Source organism: Pedococcus sp. 2YAF34, from assembly GCF_052114585.1.
In the GTDB taxonomy this organism is placed as follows: domain Bacteria; phylum Actinomycetota; class Actinomycetes; order Actinomycetales; family Dermatophilaceae; genus Pedococcus.
The window spans coordinates 48,612-68,445 of sequence record NZ_JBFRFA010000019.1 but is presented as its reverse complement, the minus strand read 5'-3'; the positions used below and the strand labels follow the sequence as shown (position 1 = coordinate 68,445).

General features: G+C 71.4%; 20 protein-coding genes and 1 pseudogene. 7 read left to right on the top strand and 14 right to left on the bottom strand.

From position 1 onward, the window contains the following. Positions 1 to 596 (bottom strand): annotated as a pseudogene (locus tag AB4Z02_RS11775) (hypothetical protein); the annotation flags it as partial. Between the two features lie 166 nt (positions 597 to 762). Next, on the bottom strand, positions 763 to 1,530 hold the full coding sequence (locus AB4Z02_RS11770; RefSeq protein WP_082590986.1) for a hypothetical protein: 768 nt from the start codon (positions 1,528 to 1,530) through the stop codon (positions 763 to 765). A 32-nt stretch (positions 1,531 to 1,562) separates the two neighbouring features. On the opposite strand from AB4Z02_RS11770, the gene AB4Z02_RS11765 reads away from it, so the two are divergent. The 6 genes from AB4Z02_RS11765 (at position 1,563) to AB4Z02_RS11740 (ending at position 6,515) form a co-directional block, all read left to right on the top strand. Then, positions 1,563 to 2,381, top strand: coding sequence for an ABC transporter ATP-binding protein (locus AB4Z02_RS11765; RefSeq protein WP_441971152.1), 819 nt, complete (start codon positions 1,563 to 1,565; stop codon positions 2,379 to 2,381). A 32-nt stretch (positions 2,382 to 2,413) separates the two neighbouring features. Continuing rightward, positions 2,414 to 2,893: an NfeD family protein gene (locus AB4Z02_RS11760; RefSeq protein WP_056885185.1), complete on the top strand. Its 480-nt coding sequence runs from the start codon at positions 2,414 to 2,416 to the stop codon at positions 2,891 to 2,893. A 3-nt stretch (positions 2,894 to 2,896) separates the two neighbouring features. After that, positions 2,897 to 4,123: an SPFH domain-containing protein gene (locus tag AB4Z02_RS11755; RefSeq protein ID WP_441971150.1), complete on the top strand. Its 1,227-nt coding sequence runs from the start codon at positions 2,897 to 2,899 to the stop codon at positions 4,121 to 4,123. A 67-nt stretch (positions 4,124 to 4,190) separates the two neighbouring features. Then, complete coding sequence (locus AB4Z02_RS11750; protein WP_056885184.1) at positions 4,191 to 4,967, top strand: sulfite exporter TauE/SafE family protein; 777 nt, start codon at positions 4,191 to 4,193, stop codon at positions 4,965 to 4,967. Beyond that, positions 4,967 to 5,686 (top strand): TSUP family transporter, encoded by a 720-nt coding sequence (locus AB4Z02_RS11745; protein WP_441971149.1) that lies wholly within the window; start codon positions 4,967 to 4,969, stop codon positions 5,684 to 5,686. The genes AB4Z02_RS11750 and AB4Z02_RS11745 overlap by 1 nt, the downstream gene beginning before the upstream one ends. A 10-nt stretch (positions 5,687 to 5,696) precedes the next feature. Beyond that, entirely contained in the window at positions 5,697 to 6,515 is an 819-nt protein-coding gene (locus tag AB4Z02_RS11740; RefSeq protein WP_441971148.1) for a TrmH family RNA methyltransferase, read from the top strand. A gap of 9 nt (positions 6,516 to 6,524) precedes the next feature. Here AB4Z02_RS11740 and AB4Z02_RS11735 read toward each other — a convergent pair whose 3' ends face one another. From AB4Z02_RS11735 to AB4Z02_RS11700, 8 genes are all read right to left on the bottom strand, one after another. Further along, positions 6,525 to 7,943 carry an ABC transporter substrate-binding protein gene (locus AB4Z02_RS11735; RefSeq protein WP_235531570.1) on the bottom strand — a complete coding sequence of 473 codons (1,419 nt, stop codon included), beginning with the start codon at positions 7,941 to 7,943 and terminating at the stop codon, positions 6,525 to 6,527. 20 nt (positions 7,944 to 7,963) lie between these two features. After that, on the bottom strand, positions 7,964 to 8,788 hold the full coding sequence (locus AB4Z02_RS11730; protein ID WP_056885180.1) for a carbohydrate ABC transporter permease: 825 nt from the start codon (positions 8,786 to 8,788) through the stop codon (positions 7,964 to 7,966). Beyond that, positions 8,785 to 9,693, bottom strand: a complete 909-nt coding sequence (locus AB4Z02_RS11725; protein ID WP_056885179.1) for a carbohydrate ABC transporter permease — start codon at positions 9,691 to 9,693, stop codon at positions 8,785 to 8,787. The genes AB4Z02_RS11730 and AB4Z02_RS11725 overlap by 4 nt, the downstream gene beginning before the upstream one ends. A gap of 81 nt (positions 9,694 to 9,774) precedes the next feature. Then, complete coding sequence (locus AB4Z02_RS11720) at positions 9,775 to 10,323, bottom strand: YbhB/YbcL family Raf kinase inhibitor-like protein (protein WP_441971147.1); 549 nt, start codon at positions 10,321 to 10,323, stop codon at positions 9,775 to 9,777. A gap of 48 nt (positions 10,324 to 10,371) precedes the next feature. Next, positions 10,372 to 10,752, bottom strand: coding sequence for a DUF3037 domain-containing protein (locus AB4Z02_RS11715; protein WP_441971146.1), 381 nt, complete (start codon positions 10,750 to 10,752; stop codon positions 10,372 to 10,374). Beyond that, complete coding sequence (locus AB4Z02_RS11710; protein WP_441971145.1) at positions 10,749 to 11,516, bottom strand: HipA family kinase; 768 nt, start codon at positions 11,514 to 11,516, stop codon at positions 10,749 to 10,751. The genes AB4Z02_RS11715 and AB4Z02_RS11710 overlap by 4 nt, the downstream gene beginning before the upstream one ends. A 62-nt stretch (positions 11,517 to 11,578) precedes the next feature. Further along, positions 11,579 to 12,799, bottom strand: a complete 1,221-nt coding sequence (locus AB4Z02_RS11705) for an MFS transporter (RefSeq protein WP_441971144.1) — start codon at positions 12,797 to 12,799, stop codon at positions 11,579 to 11,581. A 6-nt stretch (positions 12,800 to 12,805) separates the two neighbouring features. Next, complete coding sequence (locus AB4Z02_RS11700) at positions 12,806 to 13,288, bottom strand: MarR family winged helix-turn-helix transcriptional regulator (protein WP_056885174.1); 483 nt, start codon at positions 13,286 to 13,288, stop codon at positions 12,806 to 12,808. A gap of 67 nt (positions 13,289 to 13,355) precedes the next feature. On the opposite strand from AB4Z02_RS11700, the gene AB4Z02_RS11695 reads away from it, so the two are divergent. Then, positions 13,356 to 13,820 carry a peroxiredoxin gene (locus tag AB4Z02_RS11695; protein ID WP_441971141.1) on the top strand — a complete coding sequence of 155 codons (465 nt, stop codon included), beginning with the start codon at positions 13,356 to 13,358 and terminating at the stop codon, positions 13,818 to 13,820. A gap of 69 nt (positions 13,821 to 13,889) precedes the next feature. Here AB4Z02_RS11695 and AB4Z02_RS11690 read toward each other — a convergent pair whose 3' ends face one another. The 4 genes from AB4Z02_RS11690 to sat all read right to left on the bottom strand — a co-directional run bounded on the left by AB4Z02_RS11690 (position 13,890) and on the right by sat (position 19,705). Then, positions 13,890 to 15,422: an ATP-dependent DNA ligase gene (locus AB4Z02_RS11690; RefSeq protein ID WP_441971139.1), complete on the bottom strand. Its 1,533-nt coding sequence runs from the start codon at positions 15,420 to 15,422 to the stop codon at positions 13,890 to 13,892. Between the two features lie 34 nt (positions 15,423 to 15,456). Beyond that, on the bottom strand, positions 15,457 to 16,578 hold the full coding sequence (gene ald, locus AB4Z02_RS11685) for an alanine dehydrogenase (RefSeq protein WP_441971138.1): 1,122 nt from the start codon (positions 16,576 to 16,578) through the stop codon (positions 15,457 to 15,459). Positions 16,579 to 17,043: 465 nt separating this feature from the next. Next, on the bottom strand, positions 17,044 to 18,225 hold the full coding sequence (locus AB4Z02_RS11680) for a phosphodiester glycosidase family protein (protein WP_441971136.1): 1,182 nt from the start codon (positions 18,223 to 18,225) through the stop codon (positions 17,044 to 17,046). 268 nt (positions 18,226 to 18,493) lie between these two features. Continuing rightward, positions 18,494 to 19,705 (bottom strand): sulfate adenylyltransferase, encoded by a 1,212-nt coding sequence (gene sat / locus AB4Z02_RS11675; protein ID WP_441971134.1) that lies wholly within the window; start codon positions 19,703 to 19,705, stop codon positions 18,494 to 18,496. Positions 19,706 to 19,834: the final 129 nt, after the last annotated feature.

The following is a 19,834-nucleotide window of genomic DNA, read 5'->3' as shown; positions in this document are numbered from 1 at the left end:
TACCGCAGCTGGAACCGGCCGTCCGCGTCGTAGCTCATCGACAGCTCCGGCTTCGCGCACGCCCTCCGCTCCGATGCAGAACCGCGGGCAGTCTCCTGCTCCTGCTCGACGGCTGCGCGTGGGTCCAATTCGGTCGCTGCTGCCTCAGTTTCACTGCCTGTGGCTCCGGCCGCGGGCTGAGCGGGGAAGGCGTGTCTACTCACGGCGCGGCGCAGCTGCGGCACCGTCGCCTCCCGGGCCAACGCGGTGACCGAGGCCAGGTAGCCGGTCGGGACGCCGTGGGCGATGACCGCGACCTGGTCCAACGACAGCTCACCCGCATCCAACGCCGAAGACGCGTCGACCAACTCGCCCCGGCGCCGCGCGACCGCGACCACATCCTTGGCGTGCGCCGGCGACAACCCGGCCCGCACGACCAGGTAGTGCTCAGGGGTCTTGAACCCCCCATCACCCCAATGCCGATCAGAGATGAGCTCGGCGGCGATGTCGACCAGCTCGGCCTGCGCCCGGTTCAACCGCCCCGCGACCGCGGCCGTGCGCGCCCACAGCTCCTGCTGCCGGCGGTGCCGGGACTGCGCGAGCGGGGCGGTGGACATGCCTCAATCGTACAGGTGTTCGAACAAGAGAGTAAGCGCTGTCCACACCGATCCGCTTGCAGCGCAATGAGATCAGGCCTGTGGATGAGCGCCGGGCCAAAGCTGTGTCGTGGACAGTGGGCACGGGCAGATGTCCCACCGCATACCCAACGATCCCTTGACCGCCCTACTCCGGCCGCCATCCGGCGAGGACGGCGCACGCGGCGTTCGTGGCGTCGGCGAGGGCGTGGTCGGCGGCCCTCTGCAGCCGCAGCAGGAGCGAGTGGCGCGACGAAGCCGTCACGGCGTTGAGGGCACCGTCACCAGCCGCCAGCGCGACGTCCACGACGTGGCCGACCGTGCCGGCCAGGGCGATCACCTTGGCTGCGCGGGCCGGCAGTCCCGATGGCAGGCCCCAGCGCCCACCCAGGGCCGCGTCCGCCAGCTCCCGAGCCGAGGACGCCGCGAACGGCTGGCCACCGAGCGCGTCGAGGTGCTCCGTCGCCACCCGCAGCTCCTCGCGCAGGTGCCGCTCGAGCTGCGAGGCCTCCAGGGCCTCTACCCGGTGCTGCGCGACGGGCTCGGCGTCGTAGGCGGCCCAGTCCACGCGCGTGCCGACATCGAGGCCGCCCCGGGTGTCGTCGCCGAACGACGAGATCGACGGCACGAGCATTCCACCGAGCGCCGGGACGAAGACGCACTCCCGGCCGTCGGCCGCGGCGGCGAGCACCTCAGGTGCGGCACGCGGCATACCCACGAGGTCTCCTGGCGCAGGAAGCGCCACCAACAGCGCTCGCTCGCCGAGGTCGTGCCACAGCGACAGCCGGTCGAGGTCGCCCTCGACGTGGTCGATGTCGGGCAGCGCCCGGCGGACCGCGGACTCCACCGACGCACCCGTCGCCCACGCGTGGGTGGTCCACAGCGAAAGGCGCACAGACGCAGGGAGTTCAGGCATCCGACAATGCTAAGCCGATAGGGTCCGGTGCCATGAGTGACGTCCTGGAGTTCGCCGGAGTGAGTGTGGTCCGGGGCCACGCGACCCTGCTCGACGACCTCACGTGGGAGGTCGAGGAGGGGCAGCGCTGGGTGATCCTGGGGCCCAACGGTGCAGGCAAGACGACGCTCCTGCAGCTCGCCGCCGGGCGCATGCACCCCACCCGTGGCGTGGCCGGGGTCCTCGGGGAGGTGCTGGGTGCTGTCGACGTGTTCGAGCTGCGCCCCCGCATCGGGCTGGCGTCGGCCGCCCTCGCTGAGCGCATCCCCGGCGACGAGATCGTGCACAACGTCGTCGTCACCGCCTCCTGGGGCGTCGTCGGGCGCTGGCGCGAGTCCTACGAGACGTTCGACCACGCTCGCGCCTTCGAGCTGCTCCAGGCCCTCGGCGCCGACCACCTCGCCGACCGCACCTACGGCACCCTGTCCGAGGGCGAGCGCAAGCGCGTCCAGATCGCCCGCGCCCTCATGACCGACCCCGAGCTCATGCTCCTCGACGAGCCGGCCGCGGGCCTCGACCTCGGCGGTCGGGAGGACCTCGTACGCCGCCTGGGCGAGCTCGCCGCGGACGTCGACGCCCCGGCGCTCGTCCTGGTAACCCACCACGTGGAAGAGATCCCGCCGAACTTCACCGACGTCCTGCTGCTGCGTGAGGGCAAGGTCGTCGCGCAGGGGCCGGTGGAGATCACCCTGACGGCGGAGAACCTCTCGGCCACCTTCGGGATGCCGCTGGAGCTCGAGCGCCGAGGTGACCGGTGGACTGCGCGACTGCGCAGCGGTGAAGGAACGTCCGGGCCCGCCCCGACGTCCTAGGGTTTGAGCGCACTGCATCAGGAGGGGAACGCATGAACTGGATCGGTGACAGCCCGTGGCTCGCGTGGCTGGGTGTGGCGTTGGTGCTGGGGGCGATCGAGGCCGCGACGGTCGACTTCGTCTTCATCATGCTTGCCGCGGGAGCCTTGGCCTCCGCGGTGGCGGCGGCCCTGGGAGCCGGTGTCGCGCTGCAGATCGTGGTCGGCGTCGTCGTCGCCGTGGTGCTGCTGCTGGTCGTGCGGCCGTTCCTCAAGCGGAAGTTCAACGAGAACTTCGCCGCCGACTCCATCGGGGCCCGCGGGCTGGTCGGCCGCACGGCATACGTGCTGCAGACGGTGACCAGCACCGAGGGCCGCGTGAAGCTCGGCGGCGAGACGTGGTCCGCGCGGGTCGCCGAGGCGGCCGACCGGTTCAGCCCGGGGGAGCAGGTCCGCGTGGTGTCCATCCAGGGGGCGACCGCCTTCGTGGACGGTGTGTCCGGCCAACAGGTGCCGGACGAGACAGGGGAGTGACGGATGGACTTCAGTGCAGGCTTCATCGTCCTGCTGTTGCTGGTCGTCTTCGCGGCGATCGTCATCATCAGGACGGTTCGGATCGTGCCGCAGCAGACGGCGCTGATCATCGAGCGGCTCGGACGCTACTCACGGACGCTCGAGGGAGGCATCCACTTCCTGGTCCCGTTCGTCGACAAGGTCCGTGCCAACGTCGACCTGCGTGAGCAGGTGGTCTCGTTCCCGCCGCAGCCGGTGATCACCTCCGACAACCTCGTCGTCAACATCGACACCGTCATCTACTACTCGGTCATCGACGCGAAGTCCGCGGTCTACGAGATCGCCAACTTCATCCAGGGCATCGAGCAGCTCACCGTCACCACGCTCCGCAACGTCATCGGCTCCCTGGACCTCGAGCAGACGCTGACCAGCCGTGACCAGATCAACGCCCAGCTGCGGGGTGTCCTCGACGAGGCGACCGGCAAGTGGGGCATCCGCGTCAACCGCGTCGAGCTCAAGGCGATCGACCCGCCCATGTCGGTGCAGGAGTCGATGGAGAAGCAGATGAAGGCGGAGCGCGAGCGCCGGGCCCAGATCCTGTATGCCGAGGGCACCAAGCAGTCCGCGATCCTCACCGCCGAGGGTGAGAAGCAGAGCCAGATCCTGCGCGCCGAGGGCTCGGCCCAGGCCCGCATCCTCGAGGCCCAGGGCCAGGCCCGCGCCATCCAGCAGGTCTTCGACGCCATCCACCGCGGCAAGCCCACCCAGAAGCTGCTGGCCTACCAGTACCTCCAGGTGCTCCCGCAGATCGCCCGGGGCGACTCCAACAAGATGTGGATCATCCCGAGCGAGCTGACCGACGCCCTGCGCGGCATCGGCGGGGCGCTCGGCGCGACCGACAAGGGCAGCGGCCCCGACGGCGGTGGCGAGGACGAGTGGGTCGACCCGGGCCAGCTCAAGGACGCCTTCGACGAGACGGTGCTCGAGGACCCCATGCAGGCCCTGGCTGAGGCCCGGGGCCTCGCCGGCAAGGCGAGCCAGGAGGCGACCGAGCACGCAGCGCCGATCCAGCGCGTCCAGCCCCCGATCGGCCGCCCGGCTGACGCCGTGCCCGAGCCTGAGCTGTTCGACGCCCCGGAGGCCGGTCCTGTGCCGCCCGCGGCGCCCGCCCCCGATGCACCGCAGCCCACCGCGCCGGTCCCGCCGCCGCCGGTGGCACCCGAGGACGGGCCGCGCGCGCCGGGCGCCTGACACAGACGCACGCATGACGGTGAGGGCCGGACGACGGCCCTCACCGTCGCGTCGCTAGGGTGCTCGGGTGTCCCTCCTCGAAGCCCTCGGCATCCTGCTGGCCGGGCTCGGCGCAGGCACCATCAACACCATCGTCGGCTCCGGCACGCTGATCACGTTCCCCACGCTGCTGTTCCTCGGGTACCCGCCGGTGGTCGCCAACGTGTCCAACACGGTCGGCCTCGTGGCTGGCGGCGTCACGGGGGTCCACGGCTACCGCAACGAGCTGCGTGGCTCGGGCCCCGCGCTGCGACGACTCGCCCCGGCATCACTGCTCGGCGGCGTCATCGGAGCGGTCCTCCTGCTCGTGCTGCCGCCCGAGGCGTTCACCGCGATCGTGCCGGTGCTCATCGGCCTCGGCCTCGTGCTCGTGGTCCTCGGTCCCCGGCTCAACCGCGGGGCCGCCCTGCGCCACGAGCAGGGAGGTGCCCGGCCGGTTGCCTGGCACGGACCCGCGCTGGTGGCGGGCACCCTGGTGGCCGGCATCTACGGCGGCTACTTCGGCGCCGCCCAGGGCGTCATCCTCATGGGGCTCATGAGCGCCCTGTCCAGCGAGCCGATCCAGCGCCTCAACGGCTACAAGAACGTCCTCGCCACCATCGTCAACGCCGTCGCAGCCATCACCTTCATCCTGGTGGCCCGCGACGAGGTCAACTGGCTCGTCGCGCTGCTCGTCGGGGTCGGGGCCTTCGCCGGCGGGTTCGTGGGGTCGAAGATCGGCCGGCGCCTGCCACCGGTGGTCCTGCGTGGCGTCATCATCGTCGTCGGGCTCGTGGGGATCATCAAGATCGTCTGGTTCAGCTGATGGACTGGACGGCGGTCCTGCTCCTCGGGGCCGCGCTCTTCGCCGGCGCCTTCGTGCAGTCGTCGATCGGGTTCGGGATGGCCGTCGTGGCAGCGCCGTTCCTCGTCGTGGCGACCCCCTCGCTGATGCCGGGCGCGCTGCTCGTGACCAGTTTCTGCCTGCCTGTCGTGCAGCTGGCCCACGGTCCCAAGCAGATCGCCTGGCGGCCGCTCGGCTGGGCGCTCGGAGCGCGCCTGCTGCTCACGCCGGTCGGCGTCGCCGTCGTCGCACTCCTGTCGGTCCGGGCCATCTCGGTGGTCGTGGGCATCCTCATCCTCGTCACCGTGGCTGCCTCGGTCTCCGCCCTCGACCTGCGCCCCACCCCGCGCAACGCGGCCGCCGCTGGGGCGGTGGCCGGCGTGGCCGGTACGGCGGCGTCGATCGGCGGCCCCTACCTCGCCCTCGTCCTGCAGCACGAGCGCCCCGAGCGGCTGCGCGCGACGCTCGCCGCGTTCTTCCTCGTCGGCACCTCGATGGCCGTGGTGGGGCTGGCGCTGGCGGGCGAGTTCAGCCGCGAGCAGCTGCTCGCCGGTCTCACCTGGGTCCCCTTCGTGGTCGCCGGGTATGCCGCCGCGGCGCCGGCCCGTGCGCACCTCGACCGGGAGCGGCTGCGTCGTGCGGTCCTCGTCTTCTGCGTGGTCGCCGGCGCCAGTGTCATCGTGCGCGCGCTGGTGTTCTAGCCTGCTCGCCGTGCCCATCGCCATCACCACCCCGGACGACGAGCGGCTCGCCGACTACGTCTCGCTCACCGACGTCGCGCTACGGCGCCGTACCGAGCCGGAGCGTGGGCTCTACATCGCAGAGTCGGAGAAGGTCATCCGCCGAGCGCTGGCGGCCGGGCACCGGCCCCGCAGCTACCTCATGGCACAGCGCTGGCTGACCGACCTGGCCGATGTGGTGGAGCAGGCGGAGGCGGACGGCGTCCCGGTGTTCGTCGGCGAGCACGACGTCATCGAACAGCTCACGGGGTTCCACCTGCACCGCGGGGCCCTGGCCTCGATGCAGCGCCCCGAGCTGCCGGCCGTCGCCGAGGTGGTGCGTGGTGCGAGACGCATCCTCGTGCTCGAGGACATCGTCGACCACACCAACGTCGGTGCCGTCTTCAGGGGTGCTGCCGGTCTCGGCGTCGACGCCGTCCTCGTCACTCCACGCTGCGCCGACCCGTTGTACCGCAGGTCGATCCGCGTCTCCATGGGCACGGTCTTCCAGGTCCCGTGGACCCGCATCGACCCCTGGCCGGGAGGGATCGACGAGCTCCGAGCCCTCGGGTTCACCGTGGCCACGCTCGCCCTGGCTGACGACGCCGTCAGCCTCGACGAGCTCGCCGCTGACCCGCCTGAGCGCCTGGCGCTGGTGCTCGGCACCGAGGGGGACGGCCTCTCGCGCCGTACCCTCGAGGTGGCCGACCTCACCGTGACCATCCCCATGTCCGGTGGCGTGGACTCCCTGAACGTGGCCGCGGCGGGCGCAGTGGCCGCCTGGGCCCTGCGCCCGCCGCAGCGGGGTTGATCCTTCGAGCTACTTGGTCGAGTCGTTGTAGGACTTGATCTGCGGCTCGACCGACTTCGCCGCCTTGGTCATGGCGGCCTGCGGGTCGGCGCCGTTGAGGGCCGACTCGAGTCCGTCCTCGGAGGCCTTGCGGGCCTGCGGCATGACCCCGAGCAGGCAGCCCTGGGTCGCCTTGCTCAGCTTGGTCCCCTCGAGCTGCTTGACCGCGACGTCGAAGAGCGGGTTGTCCTTGCGGTAGGCCACGTCGACCGGGTCGTTGAGGGCGCCCTTGCTGATCGGGAAGTAGCCGGTGCCCGTGTGCCAGGCCGCCTGCGACTTGGGGTCGGCGAGGAACTTCACGAACTGCCAGGCGGCTTCCTTGTTGGCGTCCTTGTGGTTGACGCCGTCGATCCACAGCGAGGCGCCGCCGATGATCGGGCCACCCGTCGTGCCGGCCGTGATGTGCGGGTACGGCGCGGCGCCGAGCTCCCAGCCACCCTCCTTGGCAGCCTGGCTGTAGCCGCCGAGCTGGCCGGTGGACTCCAGGTTGATGGCCAGCTGGCCGGACTTGAACGCGGCCTGCGCGGCCTTGGTGTCCCTGCCGGTGTTGGCGGCCAGACCGTCCTTGACCAGCTTCTGCCACCAGGAGACGACCTGCACCGTCTCGGGGGAGTCGAACTGCACCTTGGTGGCCTTGCCGTCACGGCCGTTGCCCTGGTCGCAGTACTCCTTGCCGTCGGTGGCGATGAACTGCTCGAGCAACCAGCCGTAGATCGCGGCGCCGAAGCCGTAGTCGGCGGGGCCGCCGTTCTTCTTCGACAGCTTCTCGGCGGCGGCGCGGATGGACGCGAGGTCCTGCGGCGGCTTCTCCGGGTCGAGGCCGGCCTTCTTGAAGAGCGTCTTGTTGTAGTAGAGCACCGGCATTGAGGTGTTGAACGGCATCGAGTTGAGCTTGTCGTCGATGGAGTAGTAGCCGGTGATGTTGGGCTGCAGGTCCGAGACGTCGACCTTGTCGCGGTCGATGAACGACTGCATCGGCACGGTCTGCTTGGCGTCGATCATGAAGCGCGTGCCGATGTCGTAGATCTGGATGACGTCGGGCGTGGACTTGCTCTGGATCGCGGCCTTGTACTTGGTGATCGCGTCGTCGTACTTGCCGGCGTAGGTCGCCTTGACCTGGATCTTGCCCTGGTTGGCCGCGTTGAAGTCGGCCACCAGCTTGGTGAGGACCTCGGCGTTCTTGCCGTCCATGGCGTGCCAGAACGACACCGTCGTCACGCCGTCGGCCTTCTTCAGGGCATCGGCCGAGGGAGCCTTGGACCCGTCGCCCGAGCCGCCTCCGTCGCCCCCGCCACACCCGGCGAGGACGAGCGACACGGCAGCGACGCCGGCCGGAACGGCATACCGAAGTCCCCTCCGCCGTCCCGTGGTTGTCTTCGTTGTCAACACGTCTCGTGCTCCTTTGTCTGTCACTTGACCGCACCCGTGGTGAGCCCACGGACGATGAACCGCTGCCCGAAGATGACGAGCAGCAGGGTGGGGAAGAGGGCGAGCATCACGCCCGCGAGGACCATGCCCGGGGAGTCGCCGTCGGACGACTGCAGCTGGCTGATGCCGATCTGGATGGTCTGGTGCTTCGGGTCCTCGGTGGCCAGGAGGGGCCAGAAGTACATGTTCCAGGCGGACAGCGCCGACCAGATGCCCAGCGCCGCCAGGCTCGGGCGGCTCAGCGGCACCAGGATCGAGGACAGGAAGCGGAAGTGCCCGGCGCCGTCGACGCGGGCGGCGTCACGGAGCTCCATGGGGAAGGACAGGAAGGACTGCCGCAGCAGGAAGGTCCCGAAGCCGGTAGCGAGGAACGGCAGCGTCAGCCCGGCGATGGTGTCCTTGAGGCCCAGGCTCGAGATCAACAGGTAGTTGGGGATGATGATCGACTCGAAGGGGATCATCATCGTCGACAGGAAGACGGCGAACCAGAAGCCGCGCCAGCGCAGCGGCAGGAACACGAACGCGTAGGCCGCGAGGATGCTCGTCACCAGCTGCCCGACCATGATGCCGAGGGTCTGCCCGACGCTGGTGAGGTACTGGCTGCCGAGCGGGATGATCCGCAGCGCGCTGGAGTAGTTGTCGGGTTGCAGCCCGTGCACCGGCCACAGCGCCGGCGGGAAGCTGTTGGTGTCGCGCTCACCCATGAACGAGCCGACCAGGCCGTAGTAGACCGGGAAGAGCACCACGAGGAAGACCAACCCGAGGACGAGGTAGGTGGCCAGGTTGCCGCTGCGTCGTGACCTCACCGGTAGAACACCCGTCGCTCGAGGACGCCGAACTGGACCGCGGTGATGATGAGCACGATGAGGAGCAGCACCATCGCCTGCGCAGAGGCGTAGCCGTAGTTGGAGTTGTTGTTGGCGAACGCCTGCTCGTAGATCGAGTAGACGAGCGTGGTGGTGCGCCCCTCGGGTCCGCCGACGGTGAGGATGCGGATCTGCCCGAAGCTCTGCAGTGAGTGGATCGTGCCGACCACGACCAGGAAGAACAGCTGCGGGGTGATCAGCGGCATCACGATGGAGCGCTGCAGCCGCAGCCCCGACGCACCGTCGAGGCGGGCTGCCTCCAGGACGTCCTCGGGCAGCGCGCCGAGGCCGGCGGAGATGACGAGCAGGTTGTAGCCGATCTGCATCCACACCGTGGCGCCTGACACCGACCACAGGGCGAGGTCGGGGTCGGTGAGCCAGTGCACCTTGTCCACCCCGAGGTGCGACAGGATCCCGTTGAGGACACCGGAAGCCGGGTTGTACAGGACGCCGAAGATGACCGAAGCGGTGGCCACGGAGAACGCGAACGGCAGGGCGAAGGCGGTGCGGAAGAACCGGACCCCCCGGATGCGGGTCTGCAGGAGCAGCGCGATGAACAGCGCGATGGCGATGCTCGGCACCACCGTGAGGATGGTGAACGCGAACGTCACCCAGAGCACCGTCAGGAAGTCGGCGTCCGAGAACAGCTTGGCGTAGTTGACGAGGCCGACGAAGCCGCTCGGGTTGCCCAGGATGTCGGTGCCCTGGACCGACAGCAGCACCGACTTCACGAGCGGCCAGAAGATGAAGACGCCGAAGACGACCAGCGCGGGGACCAGGTAGGCCAGCGCCACCCAGACCTCCCTGCGTCTGGCGGTCCCGGCGCCGGTGGCAGGAACGGTCATGCCGTGACCCTATAAGCCCCCCTTCGGATGTCTACCGCTGTTATGGGGTGTTTCTGCGTCGAATGTGCTGGTAGGGGCCTTCTAGCCGTTCTGGTAGATGCCGGTGAGGACACCTCGGGCGAGGGTGTGGAAGCCGAGGTTGAACGCGGCGACGGCGGCGCTCACCGAGTCGTCGATACCGAGGTCGTCGGTGTCGAGCGCGCTCACGGCGAACAGGTAGCGGTGCGGCCGGTCGCCCTCCGGCGGCGCTGCGCCACCGAACGCCTTGGTGCCGTAGTCCGTCCCGACGTGGAAGGCGCCCTCGGGCAGGCCGGACCCACCCTCGGCCCCGGCACCCTCGGCCAGCTCGGTGACGTCGGCGGGGATGCTGATGACCACCCAGTGCCAGAAGCCCGAGGGGGTCGGTGCATCGGGGTCGAAGCACGTCACCGCGTAGGACCGGGTGCCCTCGGGTCCGGGCGACCAGGAGAGCTGGGGAGAGGTGTTGCCGCCGGTGAAGCCCCATTCGTCGAAGACGTGGGCCTCCGGCAGGGCGTCGCCGTCCTCGAAGGAGGTGCTCGTGACGGTGAGCGGGGGCACCTCGGGGAGCAGGTCGTACGGGTTGGGGGCCAGCGGGCGCTCGAGACTCATGGGCCGAACCTAACCCGGTCGGCCTCCGCCCACCACTGAGCCGCGTCCCTAACCGACGAGGCGGTCGAGCAGGGCCTGCAGGGTGAGGGCCGGGTCGTCGGTGAGGCCGCCGTGGACCGGGCCGGGCTGGATCACCGTGCTGCGCGGTGCGCTGAGCCACCCGAACCTGCGGCCCAGCCCACCGAGGGTGGGCAGGCCGCCACCGGTCACGCCGCGGCAGACCTGGCAGATGGTCTCGAGGGCGTCGGCGACAGCTGCTGCGTCGAGGTCGGGGAACAGGGTGCGCAGGCGGTCGTCGTCGACGCGGTAGGCGGCCTCGAGGAAGTTGGCGCCCTGGGAGTAGAGCACCACCCCGACGTTGACGAACTCCTCGCGTTCCACGCGGGGTACGCAGCGCAGCGTGACGTACTGGTAGCCGTGGCGGGTCACGACGCGTCCTCCGGCAGCCACGCAGCGGGGCTGGCCACTCGCGCCTGCAGGTGCTCGCGGTAGGCGGTCCGCAGGCTCGCCGGGGACTCCATCCCCGGGGCGGGCTCGAGCCACTCGTCGGGCACGAGGGCGGTGACCCGGTCGAGGAGCTCGGCGGTCAGCAGCGGCGCCAGGCGCTCGTGCGCAGCCCGCGGTGACGAGGCCACGTCGCGGAGGACGTGGGTGCTGGCATCGAACCGCTGGGCGGCGAACCGCTCGGCGTCGGCTCCCCGGCTCGGCCACCCGTGGTGGAAGTAGAGCGAGGCTCCGTGGTCGATGAGCCACGGGTTGCGGTGCCAGACCAGCAGGTTGGGGTTGCTCCACGTGCGGTCCACGTTGGCGGTGAGCGCGTCGAGCCACAGGATGGCGGCTGCGACGTCGGGCGCCGGTGGGCGGGACCCGTCGTAACCGAAGGACCCGGGAAGGAAGTCGATGCCGAGGTTGAGGCCCAGGCTCGCGGTGAGCAGGTCCTGGACCTCCTCGTCCGCCTCGTACTTGGCGATGGGCGCCTGCAGGTCGACGACCGCCAGGCGGGGCACGTCGAGCCCCAGCCCCCGGGCCAGCTCGCCCACGAGGACCTCGGCGACGAGGACCTTCAGCCCCTGGCCGGCGCCGCGGAACTTCAGCACGTAGGTGCCGAGGTCGTCGGCCTCGACGATGCCCGGCAGCGACCCGCCCTCCTTGAGGGGGGTCACGTACCGGGTCGCCGTGATCTGCTCGAGCACGAGCGCCAGCCTAGGGGGCGGAGGGAGTGCTGCCGGTCAGCCGGTCCGGTCAGGCGTTGCGGTCAGGCGTCCCCGACCGTGACCGCCTCGGCCTCGAGGTCGCGGTCCTCGGCGGTGGCCTTCGTCCCGTGGCCGTGCGCGCCGTCGGTGGCCCGCACCTCCTTGCGTGCGGTGAGCAGGACGAGGACGGCCAGCACCACGGCGCCGGAGCCGACCCAGAACGGCACGTGCACGGAGCGCTCGCCCAGCTTGCCCGCGAGGTACGGCGCGACGGCGCCGCCGCCGAAGCGCACGAAGCTGTAGGCGGCCGAGGCGACGCCACGCTCGACGGGCGAGACCTTCATGACGGTCTCGGTGATGAGGGTGTTGTTGATGCCGAGGAAGGCGCCGGCGAGGATGACGCCGACGACCAGGACCGGCTTGTGCTCGGTGCCGACGGCCATCACCGCGAGGATGACCGCGAAGCCGAGCAGGGCCCCGACGATGCCCGGCAGCGTGCCGAAGCGGCGCTGCAGACGGGGCGCGACCACCACCGAGGTGAAGGCGAGCAGCAGGCCCCAGCCGAAGAAGATCAGGCCGACCTGGTGGGCTCCCATCGCGAGCGGGAACGGCGTGAACGCCAGCAGGGTGAAGAAGCCGAAGTTGTAGAGCAGTGCCGTCAGGCCGACGGTCAGCAGGCCACGGTGCGACAGGGCGCGCAGCGGGGCACTGATGCTGCTGCGGCGGCCGGTGGGCGGTGTGGCCGGCAGGGTCGCGATGATCGCGACGAAGGCGACGAGCATGAGCGCCGAGACGCCCCAGAAGGGCCAGCGCCAGGAGTGGCCGCCGAGCCAGCCGCCGAGCAGCGGTCCGGCGGCGATGCCGACCCCGAGCGCGGCCTCGTACAGGATGATCGCCTGGCCGACCGAGCCGCGGGCCGCGCTGACGATGGTCGCCAAGGCGGTCGCGATGAACAGTGCGTTGCCGAGGCCCCAGACGGCGCGGAAGGCGACGATGCCGCCGACGGAGTCCTGGGCGCCGGCCAGCCCGGCACCGACGATGATCACCAGCAGGCCGAGCAGCAGGGTGCGCTTCGCGCCGGCGCGGCTGGAGACCCAGCCGGTGACGAGCATCGCCACGCCCATGACGGCCATGTAGCTCGTGAACAGCAGCGAGACCTGCGAGGCGCTGGCGCCGAGGTCGTCGGCGATGGGCTTGAGGATCGGGTCGACGAGGCCGATGCCCATGAAGGCGATGACACAGGCGAAGGCGACGGACCAGACGGTCTTGGGTTGGCGCCACATGGGGGCTCAGACGTCCTTTCGGGTGGTGGGGCGGGGACTGGGGTCAGGGATGGGGTGGGCGGCCGGGGCGACCCGCTGGAGCAGTCCCTCCATGACCGACGCGGCATCGCGCAGGCGCGCGACCTCGGCGTCGTCCAGCGCGGCGAGGGTGGGGGAGAGGACCCGGGCGCGGGCTCCACGGATCTCCTCGAGCGTTCCGCGTCCGGCGGGGGTGAGCGACAGGAGGCTGGCCCGGGCGTCGCTCGGGTCGGGCACGCGCTGCGCCCAGCCGGCGGCCTCCAGGCGCTGTAGGGCCGTCGTCATGGTCGGCTGGCTGCAGTGGTCGGCCTCGGCCAGCACGCTGACGCGGGCGGGCCCCATCTCGTCGAGGAGGGCCAGCAGCCGCGCCTGCGCGAAAGGCACGTCGAAGGACGCGAGCTGCGAGGCCCAGCGCGACAGCCGGGCGGCGGCCCTGAGCAGGTCGTTGGCCACCGTCTCCTTGGACTCCATGCGTCCATACTACATAGGTTCGCTATATAAACCAATCCGGGCCACCACTGGGTACGAACCGGCAACCATGAAGTCCCTCCAGATCGGTGACCTCGCGCCCGAGTTCGACCTGCCCGACCAGACCGGCCGGAGCAGGAGTCTCACGAGCCTGCTCGACGAGGGGAGCGTGGTGCTGTTCTTCTACCCCTCGGCCCTGAGCTCAGGGTGCACCAAGGAGGCGTGCCACTTCCGCGACCTGCGGGCGGAGCTCGCCGCACTGGGAGCCCAGCCGGTGGGGATCAGCATGGACACCGTTGACGCCCAGGCCCGGTTCGATGGCAAGGAGTCCCTCGGCATGCCGCTGCTCTCCGACGCGGACGGCGCCGTGGCCACCGCGTACGGCGTGCGACGCAGGTACCTCACGCCGGTCAAGCGCGCGACGTTCGTCATCGCCCCCGACCGCCGGATCGTCGAGGTGGTCCAGAGCGAGTGGAGCATGGACCGCCACGCCGACGCCGCGCTGACGGCGCTGTCCGCGCGCGTCGCTCGCTGACCGCCCGGACCGTGCCGTGGCCGGGAGGGGTGGTCGTCGGACGGTCCGGGTGAGGAGCCGGCAGGGCCCTCAGGTGCGCAGCGACCGGACCGTGTCGACCGTGTCGGCCTCGGACGCAGTCTTGTCGTCGCGGTAGCGGATCACCCGGGCGAAGCGCAGGGCCATGCCGCCGGGGTAGCGGGAGGACGTCTGGATGCCGTCGAACGCGATCTCGACCACCTGCTCGGGCCGCACGTGCACGACGTGGCCGGACCGGCTGGTCTCGAGCTCGAGGAACCGCTCCGTCTGCCAGGCCAGGACCTCGTCGGTCATCCCCTTGAACGTCTTGCCGAGCATCGTGAAGCCACCGGACTCCGGGTCGCGGGCGCCCAGGTGGATGTTGGACAGCCAGCCCTGGCGGCGGCCGCTGCCCCACTCGACGGCAAGCACCACGAGGTCGAGGGTGTGCCGCGGCTTGACCTTGACCCAGCCCGCGCCACGTCGCCCGGCGGCGTAGGGAGCCGTGGGGGACTTCACGACGACGCCCTCGTGGCCGTCGGCGACGAGCCGGTGGAAGAACTCCCCGGCCTCGGCGGCCGACGTCGCCGTGGTGCGCGGAACGAGCCACGGTTCGGGGACCAGGTCGGCGAGGCGCTCGAACCTCTCGGTGGCGGGCAGGTCGAGGAGGTCCTCGCCCTCGAGGTGGAGCAGGTCGAAGAAGTAGGGCGTCACCGGCACGGTGGCTCGCAGCTCGTCGACTCCGGTGCTGCTCATCGTCCGTGACGCCGTCTCCTGGAACGGGCGTGGGCGCCCGGACCCGTCGAGGGCGATGGCTTCGCCGTCGACCACGAGGCGCTGGGCCGGGAGGCTGAGCACGGCCTCGACCACCTCGGGAAGGCGGTCGGTGATGTCGTCGAGCGATCGCGTGAACAGGCGGACGTCGCTGCCGTCGCGGTGAGCCTGCAGGCGGATGCCGTCGAGCTTGCCGTCGACGACCACGCCCTGCCCCTCCACCGCTGCCTGCTCCCAGGCTGCGTCGACGTCGGGGGCCGATGCAGCGAGCATCGGCCGCAGCGGACGGCCGACCTCCAGGCCGATCGCGGCCAGGGCTCCGCTGCCGCCGGCCAGCGCGGCGGCCGCGACCGGTCCGGTGTGGCCGGCGAGCATCACCGCCCGACGCACCTCCGGCTCGGGGACCTCGGCGGCGGCGGCGACCGCCGCGAGCATGACCCCGTCGAGGGCTCCCTGCCTGACCTGGCCGGTGACGAGGTCGCGAAGGTAGTCCTGCTCGTCGCGGGTCAGCCGGGAGAACAGCTCGGTGACCGCGGCCGCCCGGACTGCTGCCGACCCGCTCCCGGTCACGGCCCCGATCGTGGTGAGCGCCCGGTCGACCTCCGCCACCGTCACGGACGGCTCGCCGGCCGCCTCGGGCAGGGTGGCCAGGCCGCGCCAGCTGACCCCGATGCGGCGCTGGGGCAGGACCCCGGACAGGTAGGCGGCCACGGTCGCGGCGTCGTCGGGTCCGGCGGATCGCAGGGCCTGCGCGACCGCAGCGGTCTTCGCCAGCCGCGACCGGGTGGCGGAGGCGGCGCGGGAGGCGGCGACGACGTCGGCGAGGAGCACGTTCCGAACCTAGCCGCCACCCCCGACAGCCGCCTCAGGAGCCGGCGAGCACGTCCTCCAGGTCGACCGACTCGAGGCCGTGGGCCTCGGCCACCGGCGCGTAGGTGACGTTGCCGTCATGGGTGTTGAGCCCGAGCGCGAGCGGACCGTTGGCCCGCAGGGCCGAGCGCCACCCCTGGTTGGCGAGCTGCACGGCATACGGGAGGGTGACGTTGGTGAGCGCGTAGGTGCTGGTGTGCGGCACCGCGCCGGGCATGTTGGCGACGCAGTAGAAGACCGATCCGTGCACCTCGTACGTCGGGTCGGCGTGCGTCGTGGGCCGGGAGTCCTCGAAGCAGCCGCCCTGGTCGATGGAGATGTCGACGAGCACCGAGCCGGGCTTCATCCGGGAGACCTGCTCGTTGGTGACCAGCTTGGGTGCCTTGGCGCCCGGCACGAGGACCGCGCCGATGACCAGGTCGGCGTCGGAGATGGCGCGCTCCACCTCGTACGCGTTGGAGGCCACCGTCTGGCAGTGGCCCTGGTAGATCGCGTCGGCGTGCCGCAGCTTGGCGATGTCGCGGTCCAGCAGCAGCACCTCGGCCTGCATGCCGAGCGCGATCGCGGCGGCGTTCATGCCGGAGACGCCGGCTCCGATGACGACGACCTTGGCTGCGTAGACGCCGCTGACGCCGCCCATGAGGATGCCGCGGCCGCCCTGGGCGCGCATGAGGGTGTGGGCGCCGACCTGGGGGGCCAGCCGCCCGGCGACCTCGGACATCGGGGCGAGCAGGGGGAGCGACCGGTCCGGCAGCTCGACGGTCTCGTAGGCGATGCCGGTGACCTTGCGCCTGACCAGCTCCTCGGTGAGGGCGCGGTCCGCGGCGAGGTGCAGGTAGGTGAAGAGCGTCTGGCCCTCACGCATCCGGTGGTACTCGGACTCGATCGGCTCCTTGACCTTGAGGATCAGGTCGCCGGTGCCCCAGACGTCGTCGGCGGTGTCGAGGATCTTCGCCCCGGCGGCGACGTAGTCGGCGTCGAGGATCGAGGAGCCCACGCCGGCGTCCTTCTCGATGTAGACGTCGTGGCCGGTGACGACGAGCTCGTGCACGCCCGAGGGAGTGATGGCGACGCGGTACTCGTTGTTCTTGACCTCGCGGGGGATCCCGACCTTCATCTGATGCTCCTTCGTAACCGTGGTCTCCGAACAATGACGGACTCACGGCCCGGTGCCAACCTCTGGATGGTGGAGGCCTGGCAGCCGGTGACCCGGAAGGGGCGGGTCAGGGGGCGATGGCGGCCGAGTGGTTCAGCGCCCCAATGAGCGCCACCCTCCACGGGGTCACGTCGCGGCTCGTGCGGCAGGACGCGCCGCCGCAGGAGCAGGCCCAGACCCAGCCGCCCTGAGGGGAACGGAGGACGCGGGGGTGGTGGGCGGAGGCGGACCGGTGGGCCGTGCGGCTGTTCACGTCTTCGACGGTAGGCCTGTCGTCGCAAGCGGATTCGGCGCCGCGCCGCAGGTCGTCCCCGTGGCCCACCGGATACCAGCCGAACGGACGAGGGCGGGACCGGGTCTTCTCCCGGGTCCCGCCCTCGTGGGCGTTGCCTCAGTCGCGCGCACAGCCGCGCGTCCAGCCGCCCGTCAGCCGACGCCGAAGACGTTGGGAACGGCGCGCTGCGCCTCGGAGAGGCTGCGGTCGAGGCGCACGACGGTGCCGGAGGACAGCCGCGCCAGCATGGTCGTCGAGCCGCCGCCGTCGAGGTTGGTGGCGTCGTACGAACCGAGCTGCTGCATGTAGTCGGCCATCTGGTGGATGGTCGCCCCGCCGTACCGGACACCGTTGATCGTGGCGCGGCCGGAGACGGTGACGAAGAGCAGGTCGCCGGTCTTCGTCCAGCCGATGGCCGTGCGCGGGCGCAGCTCCTCGTCGCGGGTGGCGCAGGTGCCACCGTTCTTGACTCCGGCGTTGAGGAACCTCGCGCCGCGGCCGACGGCCTCGTGGATGAGGAACTTCGCGTCGCTGTGGGCCGCGTAGCTCACCGACACCGGGGTGCCGACGGGGAGCCTGGTCAACCAGGTGCCCGCGGTGCCGTTGGCCGTGAGGATGGTCTGGCCGGCGGCGGGGGCCTTGCCGCGGTAGGCGCCGTAGCGGATTCCCGCGACCTTGCCCGAGACCAGGACGATGTCGACGACGCCGTACGGCCTGGTCTGCGAGCCCCAGGCGGTCGTGTAGACGTTGATGCCGCCGGTGACGTACTCCCAGTTGAGGCCCGAGATGCCTTGGTAGCCGCGCCCGCTGGCGGTCGCGGTGCCGCTCAGCCACAGGCGGCTGGGGGAGGACTCGCCCGCCCGCCCGACGGCGATGACGGGGTCGTGGACGTTGCGCGCCTTGGTCACCCGGCCGCCGGTCATCTGCGGGAGGTCGGGCAGGGCGGCGCGGCCGAGGTTGAAGACGCCACCGTTGACCATGACGGCTGCGGTCGAGGCGTACTTGAGGTAGGTCGAGGGGTAGTGCGAGCTGGTCAGCGTGGAGGACCCGCGCACGCGGGGGTTGAGGGGGGACGACGCCGGGACCTTGACGACGGCGATGCGGGTGGCTGCCTGCGGGTTGCTGGGGGTCGCCCCGGTGTCCCAGACCTTGACGGACAGGCCGCCGGTGAGGCTGGTGGTCGTGGGGGTCCTCGACAGGAGGGTCGGCGTCGCCTTGCAGGTGACGGCGGTGGCGCCCTGGGGCGCGCTGACGAGCAGCGTGCACCCGAGCGCAGCGGCGAGCACGGGAGCGAGGGTGGGGGAGAGACGGCGGGTGAGGGTCGATGCGTTCACGGCGGTCCTGGGGGAGGTGGGGGCCCGGGAGACGGACCACCGGCGCACCGGCTCCGGGATGCCGGCGAACGAACCGTGGGGGGTGGCGGTCCGTCGGCACCGTACGGTGGCGGGAGGCCCATCACGCACGCGACAGGCCGCATCGGACCCGTTCGGCCGAGGACCCTCCGACCGGACGGACCGCCGCTCGTCAAGAGGGCGTCACGCCCCGGTCAAGGGCAGGTCAAGCCGCAGTCAAGGGCCGGATCGGCCGCCGGACGGCGTCGGCTCAGGCGCTCGCGGCGGACAGCGGGGGGAAGCGGTCCGCGAGCACTGCTGCGACGGCTGGGGGAGTGAACCAGGCGGGCAGCGCCTCGCCGCGGGCCAGGCGCTGGCGCACCTCGGTGCCAGACACGGTGCGCACCCGGGTGCCCGGCGGCACCTGGTCGACCGGCTCGTAGCTGTCGGTGTCCTCGACGTAGCCGAGCTGCGGGAAGGACGCCATCCGCACCTCGAGCTCGTCCTGGTGCCGGCGCACGAGCTCCTGAGAGGCGTACGGCTCGTAGAAGGGGCGTCCCTTGCTGTCCTGTCCCGGCCCGGCGTGGTCACGGCCGATGATCATGAAGGACGCCCCGAAGTTCTGGCGGATGATGGCGTGCCACAGCGCCTCGCGAGGGCCGCCCATGCGCATGGCAAGGGGCAGTAGGGCCAGGGTGGCCCGGCCGGCGGGGTAGCTCGGCATGAGGCCGCGGTAGCAGGCCACCCGTGTGGGGACGTCGATGTCGCCCGGCTTGGTGGGCCCGACCACGGGCTGGACGAGCAGGTGCGCCCCGGTCTCGCGCGCTGCGCGGACGGTGAGCTCGTGGTGGGCCCGGTGCATGGGGTTGCGGGTGTTGAACGCCACCACCCGGCTGACCCCGAGGTCGGTGAAGTGCCGGCGCAGCGCGGCCGGGGTGAACCGGAGGTCCTGGTGGTCGCGACCCGGAGGGGTCACGGCCCGGGGCAGCACCTCGAGCGGGCCGGTGACGTACCAGGGCTCGGTGCGGTGGACCAGCGCGTCGACACTCGGGTGGGCCGTGTCGTCGGTGCCGAACACGGCGCGGGCCTCCATCAGCGGGTCGACCCGCCAGGCCTCCCGGGGCTCCAGGACCCCGAGCAGGTTCCCGTCGTCGCCCCGCAGGGCGAGGTGCCCGCAGGCCTCGGCCGCGCGCAAGGTGTCCTCGTCGATGTCGAGCATGATCGGCATCGGCCACAGCGTGCCGTCGGCGAGGCGGAGCCGCTCGCACACCGAGGCGAGGTCACTGGCACCCAGGTAGCTCGTCAGGGGCGAGAACGCCCCGGAGGCCAGCAGCTCGAGGTCGCAGCGCTGGCGCTCGGTGAGGTGCCGGGCCGGCCACGAGCCTGCCAGCCGCTCGAGCTCCTCCGCCCGCTCCGGGGCGACCACCAGGTCGACCAACCGGCCGCCGTGCGGCCTCGACAGCGTCTGGGCCTCCGCCTGCATCTGCCGCCCCTCTCACCGAGCCACGGTGTCGGTGCCACCGTGCCTCGATTGTGGTGAGCGCTCGTGGGGATCGGGTCATCCCTGCGACGTAGGCGGTGCTCCGGCAGCCGTCGGGTGCGAGCGACCGGG